This is a genomic window from Salinivibrio sp. MA440 (genome assembly GCF_001996265.1).
Classification (GTDB): Bacteria; Pseudomonadota; Gammaproteobacteria; order Enterobacterales; family Vibrionaceae; genus Salinivibrio; species Salinivibrio costicola.
Map to the genome: position 1 here is coordinate 1 of NZ_MUFI01000043.1, position 22,079 is coordinate 22,079.

At 50.8% G+C, this 22,079-nt stretch carries 21 protein-coding genes, 1 pseudogene and 1 other annotated feature; of the genes and pseudogenes, 2 read left to right on the forward strand and 20 right to left on the reverse strand.

From position 1 onward, the window contains the following. Positions 1 to 183 precede the first annotated feature (183 nt). From BZG80_RS16145 to BZG80_RS12630, 14 genes and pseudogenes are all read right to left on the reverse strand, one after another. Positions 184 to 486 (reverse strand): annotated as a pseudogene (locus tag BZG80_RS16145) (IS5/IS1182 family transposase); the annotation flags it as partial. Between the two features lie 125 nt (positions 487 to 611). Then, positions 612 to 1,235, reverse strand: coding sequence for a bifunctional phosphoribosyl-AMP cyclohydrolase/phosphoribosyl-ATP diphosphatase HisIE (gene hisIE, locus BZG80_RS12570; RefSeq protein WP_077460403.1), 624 nt, complete (start codon positions 1,233 to 1,235; stop codon positions 612 to 614). Then, positions 1,232 to 2,005: an imidazole glycerol phosphate synthase subunit HisF gene (gene hisF, locus BZG80_RS12575; RefSeq protein WP_077669611.1), complete on the reverse strand. Its 774-nt coding sequence runs from the start codon at positions 2,003 to 2,005 to the stop codon at positions 1,232 to 1,234. The genes hisIE and hisF overlap by 4 nt, the downstream gene beginning before the upstream one ends. Further along, positions 1,987 to 2,724 carry a 1-(5-phosphoribosyl)-5-[(5-phosphoribosylamino)methylideneamino]imidazole-4-carboxamide isomerase gene (gene hisA / locus BZG80_RS12580; RefSeq protein ID WP_077679498.1) on the reverse strand — a complete coding sequence of 246 codons (738 nt, stop codon included), beginning with the start codon at positions 2,722 to 2,724 and terminating at the stop codon, positions 1,987 to 1,989. Before hisA ends, hisF begins: the two co-directional genes overlap by 19 nt. Before the next feature lie 6 nt (positions 2,725 to 2,730). After that, on the reverse strand, positions 2,731 to 3,330 hold the full coding sequence (gene hisH, locus BZG80_RS12585) for an imidazole glycerol phosphate synthase subunit HisH (RefSeq protein WP_077679499.1): 600 nt from the start codon (positions 3,328 to 3,330) through the stop codon (positions 2,731 to 2,733). Next, positions 3,330 to 4,397, reverse strand: a complete 1,068-nt coding sequence (gene hisB, locus BZG80_RS12590; protein WP_077679500.1) for a bifunctional histidinol-phosphatase/imidazoleglycerol-phosphate dehydratase HisB — start codon at positions 4,395 to 4,397, stop codon at positions 3,330 to 3,332. The genes hisH and hisB overlap by 1 nt, the downstream gene beginning before the upstream one ends. A gap of 11 nt (positions 4,398 to 4,408) precedes the next feature. Beyond that, a complete protein-coding gene (hisC, locus tag BZG80_RS12595; protein ID WP_108744125.1) occupies positions 4,409 to 5,461 on the reverse strand; it encodes a histidinol-phosphate transaminase in 1,053 nt (350 codons plus the stop codon). A 2-nt stretch (positions 5,462 to 5,463) separates the two neighbouring features. Then, positions 5,464 to 6,780: a histidinol dehydrogenase gene (gene hisD / locus BZG80_RS12600; protein WP_077679502.1), complete on the reverse strand. Its 1,317-nt coding sequence runs from the start codon at positions 6,778 to 6,780 to the stop codon at positions 5,464 to 5,466. A 6-nt stretch (positions 6,781 to 6,786) separates the two neighbouring features. Then, positions 6,787 to 7,683 carry an ATP phosphoribosyltransferase gene (gene hisG / locus BZG80_RS12605; protein ID WP_077460410.1) on the reverse strand — a complete coding sequence of 299 codons (897 nt, stop codon included), beginning with the start codon at positions 7,681 to 7,683 and terminating at the stop codon, positions 6,787 to 6,789. A 34-nt stretch (positions 7,684 to 7,717) separates the two neighbouring features. Then, positions 7,718 to 7,856, reverse strand: a sequence feature (His leader region). Positions 7,857 to 8,129: 273 nt separating this feature from the next. Then, entirely contained in the window at positions 8,130 to 8,333 is a 204-nt protein-coding gene (locus tag BZG80_RS12610) for a hypothetical protein (protein ID WP_021022348.1), read from the reverse strand. A gap of 98 nt (positions 8,334 to 8,431) precedes the next feature. Next, the gene (locus BZG80_RS12615) at positions 8,432 to 8,908 is read right to left on the reverse strand and encodes a YchJ family metal-binding protein (protein ID WP_077460411.1); all 477 of its coding nucleotides are present in this window, start codon (positions 8,906 to 8,908) and stop codon (positions 8,432 to 8,434) included. A gap of 29 nt (positions 8,909 to 8,937) precedes the next feature. Further along, positions 8,938 to 9,672: a UDP-2,3-diacylglucosamine diphosphatase gene (gene lpxH, locus BZG80_RS12620; RefSeq protein WP_077661576.1), complete on the reverse strand. Its 735-nt coding sequence runs from the start codon at positions 9,670 to 9,672 to the stop codon at positions 8,938 to 8,940. An 81-nt stretch (positions 9,673 to 9,753) separates the two neighbouring features. Then, complete coding sequence (locus tag BZG80_RS12625; RefSeq protein WP_021022351.1) at positions 9,754 to 10,251, reverse strand: peptidylprolyl isomerase; 498 nt, start codon at positions 10,249 to 10,251, stop codon at positions 9,754 to 9,756. A 197-nt stretch (positions 10,252 to 10,448) separates the two neighbouring features. Beyond that, complete coding sequence (locus BZG80_RS12630; protein WP_077679508.1) at positions 10,449 to 11,027, reverse strand: MarR family winged helix-turn-helix transcriptional regulator; 579 nt, start codon at positions 11,025 to 11,027, stop codon at positions 10,449 to 10,451. Positions 11,028 to 11,267: 240 nt separating this feature from the next. On the opposite strand from BZG80_RS12630, the gene cysS reads away from it, so the two are divergent. Beyond that, on the forward strand, positions 11,268 to 12,662 hold the full coding sequence (gene cysS / locus BZG80_RS12635) for a cysteine--tRNA ligase (protein WP_108743395.1): 1,395 nt from the start codon (positions 11,268 to 11,270) through the stop codon (positions 12,660 to 12,662). 133 nt (positions 12,663 to 12,795) lie between these two features. On the opposite strand, the gene BZG80_RS12640 is transcribed toward cysS, so the two are convergent. Beyond that, entirely contained in the window at positions 12,796 to 13,644 is an 849-nt protein-coding gene (locus tag BZG80_RS12640) for an ion transporter (protein ID WP_077460414.1), read from the reverse strand. A 135-nt stretch (positions 13,645 to 13,779) separates the two neighbouring features. After that, on the reverse strand, positions 13,780 to 14,418 hold the full coding sequence (locus BZG80_RS12645; RefSeq protein ID WP_077460415.1) for a YchE family NAAT transporter: 639 nt from the start codon (positions 14,416 to 14,418) through the stop codon (positions 13,780 to 13,782). Between the two features lie 642 nt (positions 14,419 to 15,060). Between BZG80_RS12645 and adhE the strand changes: the two genes are divergently transcribed. Then, positions 15,061 to 17,808, forward strand: a complete 2,748-nt coding sequence (gene adhE / locus BZG80_RS12650) for a bifunctional acetaldehyde-CoA/alcohol dehydrogenase (protein ID WP_274532496.1) — start codon at positions 15,061 to 15,063, stop codon at positions 17,806 to 17,808. A gap of 192 nt (positions 17,809 to 18,000) precedes the next feature. Here adhE and BZG80_RS12655 read toward each other — a convergent pair whose 3' ends face one another. The 4 genes from BZG80_RS12655 to BZG80_RS12670 form a co-directional block, all read right to left on the reverse strand. Next, the gene (locus tag BZG80_RS12655; RefSeq protein ID WP_077679503.1) at positions 18,001 to 18,648 is read right to left on the reverse strand and encodes an SDR family NAD(P)-dependent oxidoreductase; all 648 of its coding nucleotides are present in this window, start codon (positions 18,646 to 18,648) and stop codon (positions 18,001 to 18,003) included. A gap of 259 nt (positions 18,649 to 18,907) precedes the next feature. Next, positions 18,908 to 19,420 carry a VC2046/SO_2500 family protein gene (locus tag BZG80_RS12660; protein WP_021022358.1) on the reverse strand — a complete coding sequence of 171 codons (513 nt, stop codon included), beginning with the start codon at positions 19,418 to 19,420 and terminating at the stop codon, positions 18,908 to 18,910. Positions 19,421 to 19,500: 80 nt separating this feature from the next. Beyond that, the gene (locus tag BZG80_RS12665; protein ID WP_077679504.1) at positions 19,501 to 20,508 is read right to left on the reverse strand and encodes an alpha-L-glutamate ligase-like protein; all 1,008 of its coding nucleotides are present in this window, start codon (positions 20,506 to 20,508) and stop codon (positions 19,501 to 19,503) included. Continuing rightward, entirely contained in the window at positions 20,501 to 22,030 is a 1,530-nt protein-coding gene (locus BZG80_RS12670; protein ID WP_077679505.1) for an inactive transglutaminase family protein, read from the reverse strand. The genes BZG80_RS12665 and BZG80_RS12670 overlap by 8 nt, the downstream gene beginning before the upstream one ends. Positions 22,031 to 22,079: the final 49 nt, after the last annotated feature.

Below are 22,079 nucleotides of genomic sequence, written 5' to 3' on the forward strand. Positions count from 1 at the left end.
ACATAATGCTGCGAGCTATAAATGTTATATAACATGAGATAGTTAACATTTTCCTTAAATGTCAGCATCTAAGCCATAGCAGGGCTAGATCGCGAGCGTTTTTTGACCCAAAAGATCGGTTTGACGAGGCGTTGTTGTTCAAATTAGTCACCTAAAGCACTGATAAAATTTAGTTTATTTCCATCAGTCAACTTGGCAACTAACAGGCATATCGAGTTGATTGACTTTGTTCATCACTTTCACGTTGGCTAATGCTTCGCCAACTTGTGCATCGTAATCACGTAGTGTCAGCTGAGGGATGAGTAACTTTTTGTATCGAGATATCCTTGTTTCCGACAGAGAGCGTTGGTGATAACCCGCTTCTCGTTTCCCATCTTCCCTGTCACCGGGTTTCAAGGATTCGACGGCTGCATTGCAAGGACGGCCGTCCTCCCAGTAACCCGCATTGCTGCGCGGTGGAATGGTCGGTTTAATGCCTTTTCTTCTGTGGCCTACCTTGACGCTTTGATGGTCTGATCACTGCGAGAGTGATAAGTTTCATCATTTAGGAAAAAGCGCCGCAGTTGTGCGGCGCTTTGGAGGGGCCATGTTTAGGTTAACGCGCGTGGCCGTTAGCCTTGATGGCGAGAGGCGAGGACTTCGGTCACTTGATGGAGGCTAAGCTCTTGGTCTTGCAGCAACACCAACAGGTGATAGAGCAAGTCGGCACTTTCGTTTAATAGCTCGGCTTTATCGCCTGCCGTGGCAGCGAGGGCGACTTCGACGCCTTCTTCCCCCACTTTTTGCGCGATACGCTTGGTGCCTTTGGCAAATAGACTTGCGGTGTAAGATTCATCAGGCGCGGCGTCTTTGCGGCTGGCAAGTACTTGCTCTAGGCTCGATAAAAAGCCGGGGCCGGTGTGTGGCGGTTTATTGTCACTGTCAAAGCAGGTGGTCGTGCCGAGGTGACAGGTGGGTCCATGCGGCGTCGCCGTGACCAACAAGGTGTCTTGATCGCAATCGAGTGCAATGTGCTCAAGGCTTAACACATGACCGGAGCTTTCGCCTTTTACCCAAAGGCGTGATTTACTGCGTGACCAAAAGGTGACGCGACCGGTTTCGAGCGTCGCGTTCAGTGCATCGGCATTCATGTAGCCCAGCATTAACACTTGGCCGCTATCGCTGTGTTGGATAATCGCAGGCACCAAGCCGGCGTTTTTCTCCCAATCGATACGTTCTACCCATGCTGCCGTCATACTCTTACCTCGATCCCTTGTTGTTTTAATGTTTGTTTTAATTCGCTTATCGCGATGATTTGCTTGTGAAACACCGAGGCGGCCAGCGCGCCATCGACATTCGCTTGTAAAAAGGCGTCGGCGAAATGCGCGATTTCACCGGCACCGCCGGAGGCAATCAGGGGCACCTGACAGCGCTCTCTCACCATTTTGAGTTGGGTTAAGTCATAGCCTTGGCGCACGCCGTCGCGGTTCATCATATTGAGTACGATTTCGCCCGCGCCTCGCTGTTGGACTTCCTCAACCCATGCGGCGGTTTGCCAAGGCGTGGCCTGAGTGCGGCTTTCATCGCCGGTAAATTGATAGACCTGATAGTGCCCAGTCGCTTCATCGAAGAAGGAGTCAATCCCGACCACCACACACTGCACGCCAAACTTATTGGCCAGCCGCGTGATCAAACTCGGATCGGCCAAGGCGGGTGAGTTAATCGATATCTTATCCGCGCCGAATTCCAAGATTTGTTGGGCATCGGCTTCGGATTTAATTCCACCGGCAACGCAAAAGGGGATATCAATTACTTCCGCGACGCGACTGACCCAGCTTTTATCGACCACCCGGCTGTCACTGGAGGCGGTGATGTCATAAAACACCAGTTCATCAGCGCCTTCTTCGGCGTAGCGTTTGGCGAGCGGGACGATATCGCCGATGATTTCGTGATTGCGAAATTGCACGCCTTTGACCACTTGTCCGTCGCGGACGTCCAAACAAGGAATTATCCGTTTTGCCAGCATGCGATCGCCTCCTCTGCGCTAAAGTTACCTTCCAGTAGGGCGCGGCCGACGATCACGCCTGCCACACCGGTGCCGCGCAAGGCGCGAATGTCTTCGAGACTGCCAATGCCGCCTGATGATTGAAACGCAATGCTCGGATAGCGCTGACACAAGTCGCGATAGAGCGCCACATTGCTGCCTTGCAAGGTGCCATCGCGGGAGATATCGGTGCACAGCACATGCTCTAGCCCGACGGACAAATAATCGTCGAGTAGCGCTTCAATGGTGACGCCGGAGTCTTGTTGCCAGCCGGACACCGCCACGCGTCGCGTCCCGTCACTGTCAATGTGAATGTCGAGTGCCAATACAATCCGGTCAGGGCCGTAGGTTTGCATCCAGCCTTTGACTAAATCGGGCGATTTGACCGCGGTGGAGCCGATCACTACGCGCTGCGCGCCGGTGTTTAGCAGCTCAATCACGTCCATTTCGGTGCGCACGCCACCGCCGATTTGGATATTGGCAGGCGTTGATTGCAAAATCTCGGTGATTAAATCGACCTGACGCGCGGTCGGATCTTTGGCACCGGTTAAATCCACGAGGTGCAACCAATCCGCGCCCGCTTGATGGTAACGTGCGAACTGCTCACGCGGGTCAAAACCGTAGTCGGTTTTTTGCTGATAATCCCCTTGATAAAGGCGCACCACTTGGCCATCTATCAAATCGAGTGCTGGTATAATCATCCTTGCTTACATCTCCAAAAAATTCTGAATCAAACGCGCGCCCACTTTGCCCGAACGCTCGGGGTGAAACTGAACTCCGAAGTAGCTACCTTGATTGATGGCCGCACTGAACGCATGACCATAGTGACATTGTGCCAGGGTATAGTCACCGACCGGCATCGCGTAACTGTGGACAAAATAGAAGTAGCTGCCAGCGGGAATGCCGTCGAATAAGGGATGGTCATTGACGGTGGCGACCCGATTCCAACCCATATGAGGTAAAGGCTGCCCTGCGGTATCCATCAGTTTGGTGGGGGCGGGGATGTGGCCGAGGCACTCGACCGGACTGTCGCCTTCATCCGAGTGCGTCCCCAGCATTTGCATGCCAAGACAAATACCCAGTAGCGGTTGCTCAACCTGTTTAACTAAATCCACTAAGCCGCGCTCGGTGAGGTTTTTCATCGCTTCGCTGGCTGTGCCGACGCCGGGCAAAAAAAGCTTGTCTGCCCCCAGCACTACGTCGGGATCGCGGCTCAATGTGGCTTGATACCCCAAACGCTCGACAGCAAAGCGTACCGAGGACACATTGGCGCAGCCGGTATCGATAATGACGGTGTGTTTGCGCATTATAAGACTCCTTTACTGCTTGGCAGCGCATCGCCCTCGACCTTGATGGCTTGACGCAAGGTGCGGCCAAAGGCTTTAAATAAGCTTTCTACCAAGTGATGGGTGTTTTCGCCATCGACGGTCAGGTGAAGGGTACAGGCCAAAGTATCGGTCAATGAGCGGAAAAAATGCCCGACCATTTCGGTCGACATATCGCCCACTTGTGGCTGCGGGAAGCTGGCCTCAAACTTAAGAAACGGACGTCCGGATAAATCCAACGCACATTGCGCCAAGCACTCATCCATCGGCAGGCTAAATCCAAAACGGCCAATACCGCGCTTATCGCCCAGCGCCCGTTTAAGCGCGTCGCCCAAGGCGAGGGCGGTGTCTTCAATGGTGTGGTGGTCATCGATGTGCAAATCGCCTTTAACGCCAACGCTCAGCTGAAAACCGCCGTGGGTGGCGATTTGATCCAACATGTGGTCAAAAAAGCCCAGTCCGGTTTCAATGCGGCTGCCGCCACTCTTATCCAGGTTAACAGCCACCTGAATGTCGGTTTCTTGGGTGGTGCGAGTCACCGATGCGATGCGCGGCTGCAAGGTCAGACGCTCGACAATCTGCGGCCAGCCCATCACCTCACGTTGGTATTTGATCCCTTGTAGCGCCATATTGTTGGCTAAGGTGATATCGGTGTCGCGATCGCCAATCACCGCCGATTGGGCGAAATCAATCCGGCCTTGCTGCAGATAGTCTTTTACCAAGCCTAATTTGGGCTTGCGGCAGCTACAGTCGTCGCTATCAAAGTGCGGACAAATCAGTACGTCTTCAAAATGGATCCCTTGTGAGCGAAATAACGCCATCATCATGTTGTGTGGTGCATCAAAGTCCGCTTGCGGGAAGCTAGCGGTCCCTAAACCATCTTGATTACTCACCATCACCAAGGTGTAACCCGCCGCTTGCAGGCTAAGTAGTGCGGGGATCACGTCCGGCTCAAAGGCCAATTTATCCAGACGATCCACTTGATAATCTTCAGGCGGCTCCACAATCAAGGTGCCATCACGGTCAATAAATAAAATCTTGTCTTTCACAGTGGTTGTCCTTATTCACTGAGCTGCTGGCGGATAAAAGCCAACACTTTTTCACATTCGTCACGGTTGCCAATACTGATGCGTAAGCTGTTCTCGATCGCGGTACGGCGCACAATAATCCCCGCATTACCCAAGTGCTCGAACACCGCATCGGTGTCGTCCAGGCTTATCAGCAGGTAGTTACCAAAGCCTGGATGCACCTTGATGCCGGGCAGCATACTGAGGCCGGCTTGCAAATAGGCACGGTTGGCGGTTAAGTCCAAAACCTGATACTTCATCCGCGCCAAGCCCGCTTCGGAGAGCGCTTGCTCGGCAATATCTGCCACGGGCACCGGCACCGGATACGGCGGGATCACCTTGAGCATCAAGTTAATAATAGCGGGATTGGCGAGGGTAAAGCCGCAACGCAGTCCTGCCAGAGCGAACGCTTTTGATAGCGTGCGCAAAATGGCCAGATTCTCAAAGCGCGCGAGTAAATCGGTGCAGGTCGCTTCTGGACTAAATTCGATATAGGCTTCATCCAACACCACAATCGCGCGATCTTGAGTGCGGGTGAGTAGCGCTTCTATGTCGTCGCGGTTAATCAGGTTGCCGGTCGGATTATTAGGGCTACACACGAAGATAAGCTTGATGTTGGCATCTGCCTCCAAGGCGGTATCAATCCCTGCCATGTCCAGCTGCCAGTCGGCGGTGAGCGGCACTTGGGTGGTCGCGATCCCTTGGTTTTCTGCACTGACCGCATACATGCCATAGGTGGGTGGGCAAATCAGTACGCTATCTTGGTTTGGCTCGCAAAACGCGCGCAGCAATAAATCAATCCCTTCATCGGCGCCACGAGTGGTAATCACTTGGCCCGTGTCTACCCCCGAATAGTTGGCATAGGCATTAATCAATGATGCCGGCTGACAGCTGGAGTAGCGATTGAGTCCTTGGCCGCTCAGGGTATAAGCATTGTCAAAGGGGGATTCATTGGCATTGAGCCACACATCCCCGCTGCCACCGATACGGCGGGCTGACTGATAGGGCGTGAGCGCTTGTACTTGCTCACGGGCGAGTTTATCGATGCTCATACTAACGGGTCCTCTGAGGCTTGGGCTTGTTGTAGCTTATTTAGACGAATATCGACCGCTTGGCGATGCGCATCCAAGCCCTCGGCTTCTGCGATTCGCATCACGGTCGGGCCCAGTGCTTGTAAGCCGCTTTCGCTGACCTGTTGCACTGTCATCCGCTTATTAAAGTCGGCCAGCCCTAAACTGCTGTAGGTACGGGTATAACCGTAAGTCGGCAACACATGGTTGGTGCCTGAGGCGTAATCACCCACGGATTCGGGCGAATAGGCGCCCAAGAAAATCGAGCCAGCGTTATCCAACAGCGGCAACAAATCTCGAGGCTGCTGAGTCTGCACAATCAAGTGCTCTGGTCCGTAGCGGTTAGAAATCGACACGCACTGGGTGAGGGTGTCGGCAATAATAATCACACTGCTGCCCAGCGCTTGCTTGGCAATTTCTGCACGACTGAGCGTGGTTAATTGCTGCTGCACCGCATCGGCGACTTTTTCTGCCATCTCTGGGGCAGGGGTCACTAGCACTACTTGCGAATCGGGGCCGTGCTCCGCTTGGCTGAGTAAATCCGCGGCAACAAAGTCGGGATCCGCGCCGGCATCAGCAATCACCAAGACTTCAGAGGGGCCGGCAGGCATGTCCATCGCTGCGCCATTGGCAGCAAGGCTTACCTGACGTTTGGCTTCGGTGACATAGGCATTGCCCGGACCAAAAATCTTATCCACCTTGGTCACACTTTGGGTGCCAAAGGCCATCGCCGCCACCGCTTGTGCGCCACCCAGGGTATAAATTTCATCAATCTCACACAGTTTGGCACAGTATAAGATTTCATCGGCCACTGGCGGTGGGGTACACAGCACCACTTTGCGGCAGCCAGCAATTTGCGCCGGCACGCCCAGCATCAACACTGTAGACGGCAAGGGCGCGCTACCGCCAGGAATATACAGCCCGACGCGGTTAATTGGGCGAGTGATGGATTCACATACCACCCCTGGCATGGTTTCGACTTTCAACGGCTGGGCTTTTTGTGCGCGGTGAAAGGTGCTGATGTTGTCGTAGGCTTGACGTAGGGCAAGTTTGATATCTTCCCCCAAGCGCGCTTCAGCATCGGCCAAGATCGCTTTATCGAGTTTGATGCTATCGAGGTCGACACCATCAAATTTTTTGGTCAGCGCCTTTAAACTCTCATCACCACGTTCTCTCACATCGGCGATAATCTCCGTGACACTGGCTTGGGTTTGTGCGCCGGTGGCGATGGCAGGGCGGCGCATCAAGCCCTCTTTTTGCGATTCTCCGAGTGATTTCCAAACTACTGTTCGCATGGTGACTTACTCCATCATCTTTTCAATCGGCAGGACCAAGATTGAGCTTGCGCCCAATTGTTTGAGCTTTTCCATGGTTTCCCAGAACAGATTTTCGGTACTGACAAGGTGCACCGCCACACGGCTTTTTTCGTGTGCGAGCGGCAAAATGGTCGGGTCTTCGGCACCGGGAAGCAGCTCAACAATTTTTTCTAGCGCCTCGCTCGGCGCGTGAAGCATGATGTATTTCGACTCTTTGGCTTGAATCACGCCTTGCATGCGAGTGAGCAAGCGTTCAATTAATGCGGTTTTCTCTTCGCTGAAGCTGCCTTCACGCTGAATTAACACTGCCTTGGAGCGAAAAATGACTTCGGCTTCTTTCAAGCCGTTGGCCTCTAAGGTGGCGCCCGTTGAGACCAAATCACAAATCGCATCGGCGAGCCCCGCACGTGGCGCCACTTCCACGGAGCCATTGAGCATACAAGTGCTGAAATTCACACCCTGCTTGTCCATGTAGGCTTTAAGAATATTGGGATAGGTGGTCGCAATCCGTTGCTCAGCGAGATCTTGTGGGCCGTTGTAATTTTGGTCTTTATCCAGCGCAATGGAAAGACGACAGCCACCAAAGTCGAGGCGACGAAGCAGTTGATACTGGCTTGGCTCACCCAACTTGATGCGCTCAAGGCGAACCTCTTCTAATTCGTTCTCACCAATCACACCTAAGTCAACCACGCCGTCCATGATAAGGCCAGGGATATCATCATCACGAACCAGTAGCAGATCGATGGGCATGTTTTCGGCGTGGACCACCAAGCGCTCGCCGGTGTAGTTAATTTTAACCCCGCAACGTTTGAGCAGCTCTTGGCACTCTTTGGCGAGACGGCCCTTTTTTTGGATGGCGATACGTAAGCGTTGTGTTTGCATGTGTGCTTCCTTGTCTAAAAATGAAAAGCTAAAAAAGAAAAAACCCTCGGAAGACGATGCTCCCGAGGGTCTGAATCTGTTAGCTTGCTAATGACCGACGGAAGCGCTTTTTACTCGTCTTCCAGTCGAAACCATTCCTCCCGAAAGACTAGTCAGGATGATGGTGGTGATGCATGGTCATTAGTGCTGAAATCATTGTTGGTCGTCCATTATCTAACGAAAGTACGCTCTGTGATAAAAATAAGCTCTATACCAAAAAGCTTAACTGTTTATGACCATATCAAAATCCGTTTGGATTGCAACCAGCCAAAGCGCGTTTTTTTCACGTGTCTTTATGCCAGGTCGTGCTAAGTAAGTGTCATGCTAAGTAATTGTCGCCATCGCCGTAAGCGTCGCTATCGCCAGCGTCGCTATCGCCATGAACAGCGAGAGCGTCGACACCGAGGCTAGACATAAATATCGAGTTCACCGTCTTTTTTAGGTGTTTTTTCCTCGTGCTCTTGGTGCGGTTGCTGAGCGTGATCATTGAGATCGTCTAGCCGCCGCTCTTTACGCGCATCAATGTGTTCCGATTTGCGGATCGCCCATACTTTCGTGGGCGGTGCATGCGGCGTGCGATACACAGGACTCAAATTGCCAAGCCAGTTCATGATGGTCCTCCTTTGGTCTTACTATTAGTATCGACCACGAAGCACCAAACTTGATTATTTTTTAACCAGGAGTTATTTAGAATGGCGAGGCTAGGGGGCTAGCAGCAACACTTTTTAAACTTACGCCCACTGCCACACGGGCAAGGGTCATTGCGGCCGGCTTTGACATGGCCGGGGAAAACACCATCGATATATCGCCATTGAGGCTGTCCATTGATTGTTTCTTGGATAAACCGAGACCGCTCATGCAAACACTGAGGCTCACCGTCGGCAATAAAGTGGGCTTTGAAGGTCACAAATCCAAGCTCACCGTGGTTTAATACCTCGCTATCGAGCACCTCAAGTGATTGCCACTGATGGTCGGTCATCATGGCAATATCATCCCGAAATGCCTCGGCGCCGCATTCGCGGTGATAGGTCGCGACAATAAAGTCCACCAAGCCTTTCGGATGTGCGCTGTAGCGAGCACGCATCAATTGCTCAGGGTGGGCAGCGTTGGCCGGGTGTTGATGAACGGGCGCGCAGCATTCGGCGTAGGGTTTGTTACTACAACAAGGGCATAAATCAGTCTGCATAAAGATCTCTTAACGATAGGCTGAAAGGCTTAGTGATGGATAAAGTCGCGAGTTTGTAAGTCACAGCCTTGCGGGCCACACACTAATACCGACCCGTGTTGGTACCAATCGCCTAACACGATGCGTTGGTAATCGTGTCCTTGATCACACCATTGATGGACATGGGGGCGATGGGTATGGCCGTGAATCATGTTAACCACTCCTGCGTTATCTAACTGGCGCTGCACTTCTTGTGGCGTCACATCCATGATGGTGGATGACTTTTGCTGATTGGCACTGGCACTGCCCGCGCGCATTTTGGCCGCGATACGACGACGCAACGCTAAGGGTAAGCATAAAAACACGTGTTGTAGCCAGCGCTGGTGGACTTTGCGACGAAATGCTTGGTAGTCGGCATCCGCCAAACATAGGGTATCGCCATGGAGAATCAAGGTCGGCGTACCATATAAATCAATGCATGTGTGCTCATCCAACAAGGTGATGCCTGTTTCACGGGCGAAACGCTTTCCGATTAAAAAATCACGATTGCCATGAATAAAGTACACAGGTACACCTTGCTGTGTGAGGGTCGCAAAGGCGGTTTTGATTTGCTGATGAAAGGGGCTGTGATCATCATCGCCAATCCAAGCCTCAAACAAATCTCCCAGCACATAGAGTGCATCAGCGTGGACCGCTTCCTCGGCCATAAATCGCAAAAAGCAATCAGTGATATCTTGCCGAGTAGGGCTGAGGTGTAAATCAGCAATAAAGAGGGTATGTGGCATGTATTGGCTTTTTATTGGCAAAACGAGCGGCTCACTCAAAAAGAAAGGGTAGCTTTAGCTACCCTTGTTGACGAGTGCGGCTTAGTCTTCGATAGTCACGCTATTGATTAATACTTCTTCAACAGGGACGTCTTGGTGTACATAACCCCAATTGCCGGTCGCAACGCCTTTGATCTTATTGACCACGTCCATGCCGTCGACGACTTCGGCAAACACACAGTAGCCCCAACCGTCTGGCGTCTTGGCTTTGTGATCCAGGAATAAGTTGTCATTCACGTTAATAAAGAATTGTGAACTGGCTGAATGCGGCTCCATGGTACGCGCCATGGATAAACGACCGGTAAGGTTACTTAAACCGTTATCCGCTTCATTTTTGATCGGTGCACGCGTCGACTTTTCTTCCATGCCAGAGGCCATGCCACCGCCTTGGACCATAAAGCCGTCGATAACACGGTGGAACAGGGTTCCGTTATAAAAGCCGTCACGGCAATATTGTAAAAAGTTCTCGACCGTGGCCGGTGCTTCGTCTGCATACATGCGGAGTTTGATATCACCGAACGTGGTATGAAGAGTTACCATGATGTAATCCTGTCATTGGCTTGGCTAAAAAGGATCACAGATTTTAGCCTAACGAGCCGGGTGATCAAGCATGATCGCCCTGGATGTGGAATTAATCATCGCTAAGTGACCCCAAAGTACCGATTTACAGGGACGCTTTGTCATTTTAATTCCTCGAGATCACTTTTATTTCTCAAGATCACTTTTATTCATCGAGATCATTCTGACGATACAGGTTCAACATGCCCGAGCAACTTTTTGAGTAAATCAGCTAAGTTGGCTTGCTCACTGGTGGTGAGTCCAGCCAGGAGCTGATGCAAGTTATTGGTGTGATCGGTCACCGCCTTATCGATCAAATCCAGCCCTGCGTCGGTGAGTGAGACATAGACCCCACGGCGATCGTTGGGATCGGGGCTGCGTGCCACCAAGCCTTTGTGCTCCAACCGATCAATACGGTTAGTCATGGCGCCGGAGGTGAGCATCAAAGCATCCAGCAGCTGATTTGGGGTTAACGTGTAGGGTTTGCCCGCACGCCGTAACGAGGCCAGCACATCGAATTCCCCTGGGTTTAGATTGTATTGGCCGAAAACATGCTGCAGTTTGGGATTAATGTGGCCGTTGATACGTGCCAACCGGCCTGTAATCGCCATGGGGCTCGGATCAATATCAGGGCGTTCGCTGTGCCACTGGCTCAGAATGAGATCAACCTTGTCAGTTTGTGATGGAGTAACACCTTGTTCTTGGCTTTTTGAAGCAGCCGTGGTTACTGGGTGTGTGCACGTTGAATTTTTTGTCATAATGGTTATCGATAAAGATTCTTTACCGAAAAATAAATGATCACCCCGACCCAACTCAAGCACCGATTGGTCGGTTTTGGTTCAAATCGCGCTTTTTCTCTTAACTTGTGAACTCGGTCGTCGCGCTTTATCGGGCCAGACACCGGGTCGATGCTTGCGTCACGCTAGCAGAAAAGGTGTAATAGCAGCTTCACTTTACTCATTGTCATTACTGTAACGAGTCATCTAATTATTATGTCGATGCAAACCCCCCCGTTAAAGATCTACAACTCACTGACGCGAGAAAAAGCCGTCTTTCAGCCTATCACGCCAGGAAAAATTGGTATGTATGTGTGTGGGGTGACGATTTACGATCTTTGTCATATCGGACATGGGCGCACCTTCGTTTCGTTTGACATGATTTCTCGTTACCTGCGTTATCTGGGCTTTGATCTGACCTTCGTGCGCAACATTACGGACATTGATGACAAGATCATCAAGCGTGCCGCTGAAAATGGCGAGACCTGCGATGCGTTAACAGAACGTTTGATTGGTGAAATGCATCAAGATTTTGATGCCTTAAACATGGTGCGTCCTGATATCGAGCCGCGTGCGACCGATTATATTGACGAAATCATTACCTTGGTAGAAACGCTGATTGCGCGTGGTTTTGCCTATGTGGCCGATAACGGCGATGTAATGTTTGAAGTCGCTAAGTTTGATGAATACGGTAAGTTGTCTAAACAAGACTTGGATCAGCTCCAAGCTGGTGCCCGTGTGGATATTGAAACTGCGAAACGCAGCCCGCTGGATTTTGTGGTGTGGAAAATGTCGAAACCCGGCGAGCCGACGTGGGAATCCCCTTGGGGCCCGGGCCGTCCAGGTTGGCACATTGAATGCTCAGCGATGAACTCAGCGCTTCTGGGTAAGCACTTTGATATTCATGGCGGCGGCTCAGACTTACAGTTCCCGCATCATGAAAACGAAATTGCTCAGTCGTGCTGTGCCCATGACACCCCGTATGTGAATACGTGGATGCACAGCGGCATGGTGATGGTCGATCGTGAGAAGATGTCTAAGTCACTTGGAAACTTCTTTACCATCCGTGACGTGCTGGTGCACTACGATGCAGAGACCGTGCGTTATTTCTTGCTGTCAGGCCATTATCGTAGCCAGCTTAATTACAGCGACGAAAATCTTAACCAAGCCCGCTCAGCATTAGAGCGCCTTTATACCGCATTGCGTGGTTTAGACACTCAGGCAACCCCGGCAGGTGGCGACCAATACGTGGCGCGTTTTGAAGCGGCAATGAATGACGACTTCAATACGCCAGAAGCCTATTCAGTGTTGTTTGATATGGCCCGTGAGATTAACCGCCTCCGTGCTGACGATATGGCCGCCGCGTCTGCGCTGGGCGCGCAAATGCGCAAATTGGCGTCTATTCTTGGTTTGCTCGAGCAAGACGCCGATAACTTCTTGCAAGGTGATGCTGGCGCTGATGATGAAGTTGCTGACATTGAAGCCTTAATTCAAACACGTAATGATGCCCGTAAAGCCAAAGACTTCGCGGCAGCCGATGCGGCGCGCGATGCACTGACCGCGATGGGCATTGTGTTGGAAGATGGCCCACAAGGCACCACCTGGCGCCGTAAGTAAGCAGATAAAGCGCCATCCGGCCGAGGATAATAGCAATTTAATGAAAACGGAGCCAAATAAGGCTCCGTTTGTTATTGTCGGTGTGATAATCGTGTGACACAGAAGGTCAAATGCGTGAAGGCACCGGCCTGGATTACCGTCCAGGCTTTACTTCACGCTTATCGGGCTCAGGCAGTTCACTACCACAATGTTTACAAAAGTCCGCATCAGACTCGTGCCCCCCTTTTGAACAATTTGGGCATTTGACTAACTGGCGATGCAGTGTCATTTGTTGGCCTATTTCAGCAGTAATGATCCCGGTGGGGACAGCGATAATGGAATAGCCCATCAGCATAGTGAAAGAGGCCAGCGTCTTACCAATATCCGTTTGGGGGACCAAATCGCCATATCCGACAGTGGTAAGCGTTACTATCGCCCAATAAATGGCATAAGGAATACTGGTGAAACCATTCTCTGGTCCTTCTATCACGTACATTAGAGCGCCGAATACTGTGACCAGAATCATGACTGTGGAAAAGAAAATCATCACCTTGCGTGATGACATGATCATCGAACGCATCAGAATATTGGAGTCTTCCAAAAAGCGCATGAGTCTCAGTATACGGAAAATACGTAATACACGGAGCAGACGCACCACCATCATATAAGTCGTGCCCGGAACAAATACGGCGATGTAAGTGGGGAGAATGGCAAGCAGGTCCACGACGCCATAAAAGCTACGTGCATAGGCGGATGGGCGTGGGGAGCAATAAAGACGTAGCAAATACTCAATGGTAAAAATGCCAGTAAATCCCCACTCAATCCAATATAGCCATTGTGACCAGCGGGCGTGGACACTTGCGATCGACTCCAGCATCAATGCCACCATTGATGCCAAAATCATGACGATCAATGCCAGATCAAACACCTTACCGTGCTTGGTTTCCGTACCAAAAATTGTGGTATATAAGTAATGCTGCAATCGGCTTTGTGGTTTGTTCATGGGCTTTCCTTGCTCGAAAAACATGATGATTGAGCTGAAAAACCGACACTGCAACACATAACATGGCTACAAAGCTCAACGTGCCGGTTTTTGATATTTGTTTGCCGTGTAGCCTAAGGCCAATCTGCGACAGGGTCAGTTAAGGCCTGGAAACAAAGCCCGCATGCCAGAGGCAATAAACTCGATCCCGAGAGAGCCGAGAATCAGACCCATGATTCGAGTGATCACATTAATACCGGTTTGCCCCAAGAATTTTACCACCGCAGGTCCCACTTTAAATAACCCCCAAATGCCGGCGGCGAAGATAACCAGGGTTGAAATAAGCGTGACCGTACTCCATGTATCAGGGTATTGGGAGCCGTAAACAATGGTCGAACTGATCGCGCCGGGGCCCGCAAGCAACGGCATGGCAAGCGGCACCACGCCCACTTGCTCACGACTGATGGTTTCTGACTGCTCCTGCTTGTTTTGTTTACCTTCTCCTAACTTACCGTTCATCATCGTAAAAGCGATACTGAGTAGTAGCATGCCACCGGCGACACGGAAAGAGTCTAAAGAAATACTGAACAAGTCGAGCAACATCTGACCGGCAAGCAAGGACACAATCAAGATAATCGCCACCGCGATCGCTGCGGTATACGCAGTGCGGTTTCGTTCTTGCTTGTCAAGATGCACGGTAAGGGTCACAAAAACGGGCATGATACCGATAGGGTTCACGGCGGCAAAAAGCCCGACAAAAAACTGTACAAAAATCATGGTGTCAAAAACGGCCATGGCGAATCTCGTGATGCTGTGAGGAAGTCCAGTTTCTCTCGGGTTAAAAGGTGGGGCCAGTATAGCGACCTCAGCTTAAAAACCAACCGCTTAACCTTGCATTTTCTGCAAGTCTTGATTGCGGTTTTAGTGAAGTCATGGGAGGGAGCAAAAAAGTCCCCAAATGAGTGAGCAAGATTGTTAGCGCAAACTATACTGAGCGACTAAACGGTTTTTACTCACTAGAGGAAAAAGAGGCACATTGGTGGGCTTACAAGAATAAAAGAAACAGCTTTATGGTAGACACTCACTTTTTGTTGAAAAAATAATACAAAATCACCGCTTTTGTTGGCCTCGCATGTAAAGGTCGTGTTACTTTGGTGAAAATATTGGACACGTAGCCTGTGTGCTACATGATGAATAAATCCAATGTTCATGGGGGTTAAGCAATAAATTCGTTGTGATTGATTTGATAACAAATGATCGAGATCAAGTTGCTATCGCTGTGAAAACTTATACTCAGTTTTGAAAGTTATTTACTAAATGCGATGCCGTTAGGGTGAAGAAATCTCGGTTAGAGGGGTCAAACGCCAGGCAGCCATCAAAAACCCAACCAAGCGGGTACGCTGGTGGTCGCAAGCAGTTACTAAATGATTTTCAAATATGAACCAGGAGACAACTATGCCTGTTACTAATATTGCCGAACTCAACGCGATGGTTGAGCGTGTCAAAAAGGCACAACAAGAATTTGCTACCTATTCACAGGAGCAAGTAGACAAGATCTTCCGTGCTGCATCACTGGCGGCAAACAACGCGCGTATCCCGCTGGCTAAACAAGCCGTCGAAGAGTCAGGCATGGGTATCCTCGAAGACAAGGTTATCAAAAACCACTTCGCGTCTGAGTTCATCTACAACAAATACAAAGACGATAAAACCTGCGGCATTCTTGAAGAGAATGACGAATTCGGCACCATGACCATTGCCGAACCAGTGGGTCTTATCTGCGGTATCGTTCCAACCACGAACCCAACATCAACAGCGATCTTCAAATCTCTGATCTCACTGAAAACCCGTAACGGCATCATCTTCTCGCCACACCCACGTGCGAAAAACTCCACCAATGATGCCGCAAAACTGGTTCTCGACGCCGCGGTTGCCGCCGGTGCGCCTAAAGACATTATTGGCTGGATTGATCAACCGTCTGTTGAGCTTTCTAACGCACTGATGAAGCACGATGACATCAACCTGATTCTGGCCACGGGTGGCCCAGGCATGGTGAAAGCGGCATACTCATCTGGTAAACCAGCTATCGGCGTGGGTGCGGGTAACGTACCTGTCGTGATTGACGAGACTGCAGACATTAAGCGTGCTGTAGCTTCTGTACTCATGTCTAAAACCTTCGATAACGGCGTGGTATGTGCGTCAGAGCAAGCGGTTATCGTGATGGACGAAGTGTATGACGAAGTCAAAGAACGTTTCGCCTCTCACAAAGGCCATGTATTGAGTAAAACCGACGCCGACAAAGTGCGTAAAGTGTTGCTCATTAACGGCAACCTGAACGCAGATATCGTCGGTCAATCAGCAACAAAAATTGCCGATATGGCAGGCGTAAGCGTCCCATCAGACACAAAAATTCTGATTGGTGAAGGCCTGGAAATCAGCATTGAAGAAGAATTTGCACACGAGAAACTCTCACCAACCCTGGGTATGTTCCGTGCCAAAAACTTCGAGCACGCCGTCGACATGGCTTGCAAAATGGTAGAAATGGGCGGTATCGGTCATACATCAGGCCTGTATACCAACCAAGACGTCAACCAAGACCGCATTAAGTATTTCGGTGACCGCCTGAAAACAGCACGTATTCTGGTGAACATTCCAACGACGCACGGTGGTATCGGTGATTTGTACAACTTTAACGTTGCACCGTCACTCACACTGGGTTGTGGCTCATGGGGTGGTAACTCAATTTCTGAGAACGTTGGGCCTAAACACCTGATGAACAAGAAAACTGTTGCGAAGCGAGCTGAGAATATGCTGTGGCACAAACTACCAAAATCTATCTACTTCCGTCGCGGCAGCTTGCCAATCGCTCTGGGTGATTTGGAAGACAAGAAACGTGCGATGATCGTGACTGACCGCTTCCTGTTTAACAACGGTTATTCAGAGCAAATTGAGTCACTGCTTAAAGCGCAAGGCATGGATGTAAACACCTTCTTCGAAGTGGAAGCGGATCCAACGCTAAGCGTGGTACGCAAAGGTGCTGAAGCGATGCAAAGCTTCCAGCCTGACGTGATTATCGCTCTTGGTGGTGGTTCACCGATGGACGCAGCGAAAATTATGTGGGTGATGTACGAGCATCCAGAAACCGCGTTCGAAGAACTCGCAATGCGCTTTATGGATATCCGTAAACGTATCTACAAATTCCCGAAAATGGGTAAAAAAGCCGAATTGGTTTGTGTCACAACCACTTCAGGTACTGGTTCAGAAGTCACGCCGTTTGCGGTTGTGACTGACGACGAAACCGGTGCGAAATACCCACTGGCTGACTACGAGCTGACACCACAAATGGCGATTGTTGATGCCAACCTGGTGATGAACATGCCGAAGTCGCTGACAGCCTTTGGTGGTTATGATGCGATTACTCACGCGATGGAAGCCTACGTGTCTATCCTGTCAAATGAGTACTCGGAAGGGCAAGCGTTGCAAGCACTGAAACTGCTGAAAGACTATCTGCCAGCAAGCTATACGCACGGTGCTAACGACCCAATCGCACGTGAGAAAGTGCACAATGGTGCCACCATTGCCGGTGTCGCGTTTGCCAACGCCTTCTTGGGTGTGTGTCACTCCATGGCGCATAAACTCGGTGCTGAGTTCCACCTGCCGCATGGCCTGGCGAACGCATTATTGATTTCAAACGTGGTACGTTTTAACGCCAATGACAACCCAACCAAGCAAACGGCATTCTCGCAGTACGACCGCCCACAAGCACGTCGTCGCTATGCAGAAATCGCTGACCACTTGGGTCTGGCTCAAGCCGGTGACCGTACCGCACAGAAAATTGAGCGTTTGTTAACCTGGCTTGAAGACATGAAGCTGAAACTAGACATCCCAACCTCTATCCAAGCGGCGGGTGTACCAGAAGCAGACTTCATGGCTAAATTAGACGAGCTAGCGGAAGAAGCGTTTGATGACCAATGTACCGGTGCAAACCCACGCTACCCACTCATCAAAGAGCTGAAAGAAGTGTTGGTTGCGTCTTACTATGGCAAGCCTTACGTTGAAGGTGAAACCTTTGAAGGCACCACGGTTATCAAAAAAAGAGATGACCAACCCGCTGCAGCGCCGACCAAAGCGGCTAAAGCTGACGCAAAAGCGAAAGCTGAGCAAAAGGACCAAAAAGCAGATGCCTAATGTAACCTAGGCAACCGCTTAACGAAAAAGACCCGCCACCGGCGGGTCTTTTTGATTTTACCCGTGGCGACGATGACACGAGAATACAGAGCGCTTCGCTTACGGAATACGGAAAGAGACGAGACGCTTCGCTTCTAGAGACTAGAAACGAGAAAGGACTGCCGCTTACTCGCATCGGGGCTTTTGCTCTTTCTAACCACTTGCTTCTAACAACCGGCCGTTAAAAGAATCATTCGAGACAATATACTCCGCGTTTCGAATTAATTCGTCATCCATCTCAAAGGTTGCGCGATGTCGGTGGCGTGGCACAATGCCTCCCACGCGGATCTTTAGCCCGGAAAGCTCTTTGGCCCAGCGCTGGGTTAAGCCGCCAATCATGGCATTGGCAACGGTGTCAGGGGTAAGATGAGCGCCAGCGACATTAATGATCACACCGGGGCGACCACGTTGTTGCATACACTCTGCCGCGTGCTGAACCACCAGATAACACGGCGAGGTTGTATTGGTCAGCGTTCTCGACATATCACACCAAGCACCATTGTTAAATAAACTGGGCAATATATCGCCTTGCCATTGATTGATGAGCACATCAATGCCGCCAAAAAGTTGCGTCACTTGTGCGAACGCATCATGGATAGAAGCCGGTTGATCATTGGCCAAACAAATCGGCTGGACGCGCCCAGCATAGGGACGGCATTGATCGGCACTTAAGCGCAGTGCTGGCCATTCAGTATCGAGCAATGCGACGTCAGCACCAAGCGAGCAAAAATGCTCTGCCATTGCGCGTCCCGATGATGAGCCGCCGGCGGTAATAACGACCACTGCGTTATCGATCTTCATGGTCAATTCCTTAATAGTATCAATAAATTAGCGCATCACGCCTTACCTTTTATACTCAAGCTAATCACGTGAAAATGACAGCTTACTCACACCTTATTCAAGCGTGGGAAGGTAATACTGGACCATAATTACGCCGACTGCGAAAAAAAGGCTCAAAACGTCTGGTCGTCTGGCAAAAATATTGTTGGGAATTGAGAGACGATCACAATTTCGATAAGGATCATGAAACCCTCTCAGGATCAACTTGCGATCTTCGTTGTTATGCGCTTACACGCATTTTATCGAAGCAATGCGATGTGGTGAGTTTTTCATACAAGGTGGCAGGGTTAAAAGCGGGGCGGCTTGGGGTTGCATCAGCTAAATGACGACGCTCATGACCGGAAAGATTATGGTAGACCGCTTCATCAAAGCCGTGCGTCCCCTGGGGCGGATAATGCATAGCGGCCGGAGCAAGTTGAAAGCGCAAATTAGCGCTGGCTAAACCGCCACGGTGAAAGGCATCGGCTTGGGCACTGGCGCGCTGATAATCTTCTTCATTGCTGGCCGCCAAGGGTTGCGGCTCTGCCAGCTGGAACTGCTGGCGCAATACCGCATCATTACTGATAGGGTTATCGGTGAGTGTGAGTGGCGTTGACTCATTCGCATCCCCGGAGAGCAGCGCCATCATCAACGCAAAGTCGGAACGACGCCCTTGCACCACCGCCTGATTGAGGTTGCCCCCAAACTGGACGTCGCTAATAAGCTGCGCTTTGTCGATGGTATGGATAGTCACTGCGGTTACCCTAATTCATATCGTGATTTTGCGGAGGTTTAATAGGGTATCGGCCGCGTACGGTAAACTTTAGTGGTTTTTTATCCGGTTTGTGCCAGTTGGGGCGACAATGGCTGCGTACTTTGTCCAGCAAAATGCTGCATCGAAAACGCCACGCGATCGTCTGGCATCAGCGGGTAGCGCCGAGGTGGAAGTGACTCAATCAGCCGTAACCTTGGCAGCAATCCGCAACCATTGGCAATTTGGATCGCAAGACCAGGCCGTGCATTAAGCTCGAGTACCATCGGGCCCTTCTCTTTATCTAAAACCATATCTGTCCCCATGTAACCTAAGTCGGTCATCTCCCAGGCGCTGGCTGCCAGCGTGAGCAGCTGCTGCCAATGAGGCACTTTCAGGGTATAAAGGTCATGTTCCGTATCCGGGTGATGGGTGATGGGGCGGTTAAATTGCACCGCCTTTAGCGCCTTACCGGTGGCCATATCTAGCCCGACGCCTACTGCCCCTTGGTGCAAATTGGCCTTGCCATCAGATGCTGAGGTCGACAGCCGCATCATCGCCATCACCGGATACCCTTGAAACACAATCACGCGAATATCAGGGACCCCTTCATAGCTAAAACCGCTGAAGCTATCGTCGAACGCGATCAAGTTCTCGACCACGGCGACATCCGCTTTGCCACCGAGCGAGAACAGGCCCGCGAGCGTATTGGTGATATGACGTTCAACATCGTTGTGGCTCACGGTCTTGCCAGAGGCCTTGGTATAGACCCCTTGATGATTTTTCGTCACCACCAAAATGCCCTTACCGCCTGAGCCTTGCGCCGGTTTAATCACAAAACCGGGCCAATTTGCCACCATGTGATGAATACGTTTGACGTGCGCTTGGCTATCAATCACGCCGATCAACTCAGGGACGGTAGCGCCGGCTTGCTGGGCGATCAACTTGGTTTTAAGTTTGTCATCCACTAATGGATAAAGACGCCTGTCGTTGTAACGACCAATGTAACGGATATTACGCTGGTTCATCCCCATAATGCCGGCGTGATTCAGGCGAAAGGGGGAGGCGAACCGTGAAAAGAATTTAATCATCACGACCGCTCCCATCCTGATGTGCTAACGGGCGAAACCGCTTCAACTCCGACAAGCGGTAGCCGGTGTAATTACCCAGCATTAATATCAATGCCAAGATTACCAGCTGCAAACCAATAAAGTTAAAGGTCAGATGCCGGACCAACTCATTGGTCATCGCCAAATACACCAACACCGCAGTGACGAGTGAGCCACCGCCTTGAATGACTACTTCTTTTGCGCCTTCCTCTTCCCATAAAATCGACATCCGCTCGATGGTCCATGACAGAATAATCATTGGGAAGAAGGTGATGGTTAGCCCTTCCATTAAGCCGATACGGAACGCGATCACGCTAAATACTGAAATAATTAAAATGACCGTGATAATCACCGCGGAAATTCGCGCCACCAGCAGTAAATTAAGCCGGGAGAGATAGCTTCTTATCACCAGCCCAGTGCCGACGATCAACACAAAGCCAACAATCCCAGTGAGTAATTGGGTTTGCACAAAGGCGACCGCAATCAGCACTGGCATAAAGGTCCCTGAAGTCTTTAACCCCACGATCACACGCAAGAACACCACAATCAGCGCGCCAATCGGGATCAGCATAATGGTTTTAAACATCGCCTGCTCTTCAATGGGCAAGCTATGAATAGAAAAGTTAAGTAGGTTATCGGCGGAAACCTTCGCCGAAGTGGCCTGTTGTGGGCTGATATCTTGGGAGATAATTGAAAAATGTACCTGGCTATGTTCACCGCCCATCACTTCTAACAATGGTCCGCCGTGCTGGTTCCAGAGCAGGACATTACTGTGATGGCCATTTTGCCCAGTGGTTAAATCAAACAAGTGCCAGCGTGTGTCTTGCCACACTTGTAGCATGGGAGAAATGGTTTGGCGACGTCGCCCATCTTCAAGCTCCAAGCCACCGACCACGCGCGCATGCACACCTTCCAGTGCTAAGGTTTTTCGTAGGGCGTCGGGTTTGTCGAGGGTATTGAGTAACAAAGCCGCGTTTTGACTATCTGGGCTATTAAATTGTTTGATGAGCTCACGGGTCAACGTAATGTTGTCCGCCGAGCGCGCCCGTGCACGATCCAACAGTGCTAAGGCCGCATTTTTGGCAGCATTATCCATCACCGGAAGCGTCACCTGCTCTTCATCAGGTGGGGCCATGGTATAGCGCGCACTGTCGTCGACTAACATTTGGTTTTTAAAATAAAGGGTTTGCTCACCGTTGGCTTGGCGCGTCGACCACTGTGCTTGGCGGCCATGTTCAGTGTTAAGCAATGAAAAGCCATAGCCTGCCGAGGAGGTGCTCTCATCGATAAGCGTAAGCCCAGGTTGGCTATCTGGTGCAGCAAGGCTAACTTTTACTGGGCCATCGCCGGCATCAAAGTTAATTCTGGCCTCAATTTGCCAGACTTGGCGGGTGTCATCCGCTTGCCAAGGCACCCCATAGCCTAGGTGACGATAGGCACTGAGTGCGATACCGGCCAAAATTAAAAAGCCGATCAAAAAGTAAAAAGGAACCCGTGAAACCATGTCGATTACCTATTTTCGTAGAGCCTATTTTCGAAGAGCCTAGCTTTTC

Excerpts from the sequence above, each read along its gene's own strand:
- hisIE (WP_077460403.1), bottom strand. The coding sequence starts at position 1,235 with ATGACGGCAGCATGGGTAGAACGTATCGATTGGGAGAAAAACGCCGGC.
- hisF (WP_077669611.1), bottom strand. The coding sequence starts at position 2,005 with ATGCTGGCAAAACGGATAATTCCTTGTTTGGACGTCCGCGACGGACAA.
- hisA (WP_077679498.1), bottom strand. The coding sequence starts at position 2,724 with ATGATTATACCAGCACTCGATTTGATAGATGGCCAAGTGGTGCGCCTT.
- hisH (WP_077679499.1), bottom strand. The coding sequence starts at position 3,330 with ATGCGCAAACACACCGTCATTATCGATACCGGCTGCGCCAATGTGTCC.
- hisD (WP_077679502.1), bottom strand. The coding sequence starts at position 6,780 with ATGCGAACAGTAGTTTGGAAATCACTCGGAGAATCGCAAAAAGAGGGC.
- hisG (WP_077460410.1), bottom strand. The coding sequence starts at position 7,683 with ATGCAAACACAACGCTTACGTATCGCCATCCAAAAAAAGGGCCGTCTC.
- BZG80_RS12610 (WP_021022348.1), bottom strand. The coding sequence starts at position 8,333 with ATGAACTGGCTTGGCAATTTGAGTCCTGTGTATCGCACGCCGCATGCA.
- BZG80_RS12615 (WP_077460411.1), bottom strand. The coding sequence starts at position 8,908 with ATGCAGACTGATTTATGCCCTTGTTGTAGTAACAAACCCTACGCCGAA.
- lpxH (WP_077661576.1), bottom strand. The coding sequence starts at position 9,672 with ATGCCACATACCCTCTTTATTGCTGATTTACACCTCAGCCCTACTCGG.
- BZG80_RS12625 (WP_021022351.1), bottom strand. The coding sequence starts at position 10,251 with ATGGTAACTCTTCATACCACGTTCGGTGATATCAAACTCCGCATGTAT.
- BZG80_RS12630 (WP_077679508.1), bottom strand. The coding sequence starts at position 11,027 with ATGACAAAAAATTCAACGTGCACACACCCAGTAACCACGGCTGCTTCA.
- cysS (WP_108743395.1), top strand. The coding sequence starts at position 11,268 with ATGCAAACCCCCCCGTTAAAGATCTACAACTCACTGACGCGAGAAAAA.
- BZG80_RS12640 (WP_077460414.1), bottom strand. The coding sequence starts at position 13,644 with ATGAACAAACCACAAAGCCGATTGCAGCATTACTTATATACCACAATT.
- BZG80_RS12645 (WP_077460415.1), bottom strand. The coding sequence starts at position 14,418 with ATGGCCGTTTTTGACACCATGATTTTTGTACAGTTTTTTGTCGGGCTT.
- adhE (WP_274532496.1), top strand. The coding sequence starts at position 15,061 with ATGAACCAGGAGACAACTATGCCTGTTACTAATATTGCCGAACTCAAC.
- BZG80_RS12655 (WP_077679503.1), bottom strand. The coding sequence starts at position 18,648 with ATGAAGATCGATAACGCAGTGGTCGTTATTACCGCCGGCGGCTCATCA.
- BZG80_RS12665 (WP_077679504.1), bottom strand. The coding sequence starts at position 20,508 with ATGATTAAATTCTTTTCACGGTTCGCCTCCCCCTTTCGCCTGAATCAC.
- BZG80_RS12670 (WP_077679505.1), bottom strand. The coding sequence starts at position 22,030 with ATGGTTTCACGGGTTCCTTTTTACTTTTTGATCGGCTTTTTAATTTTG.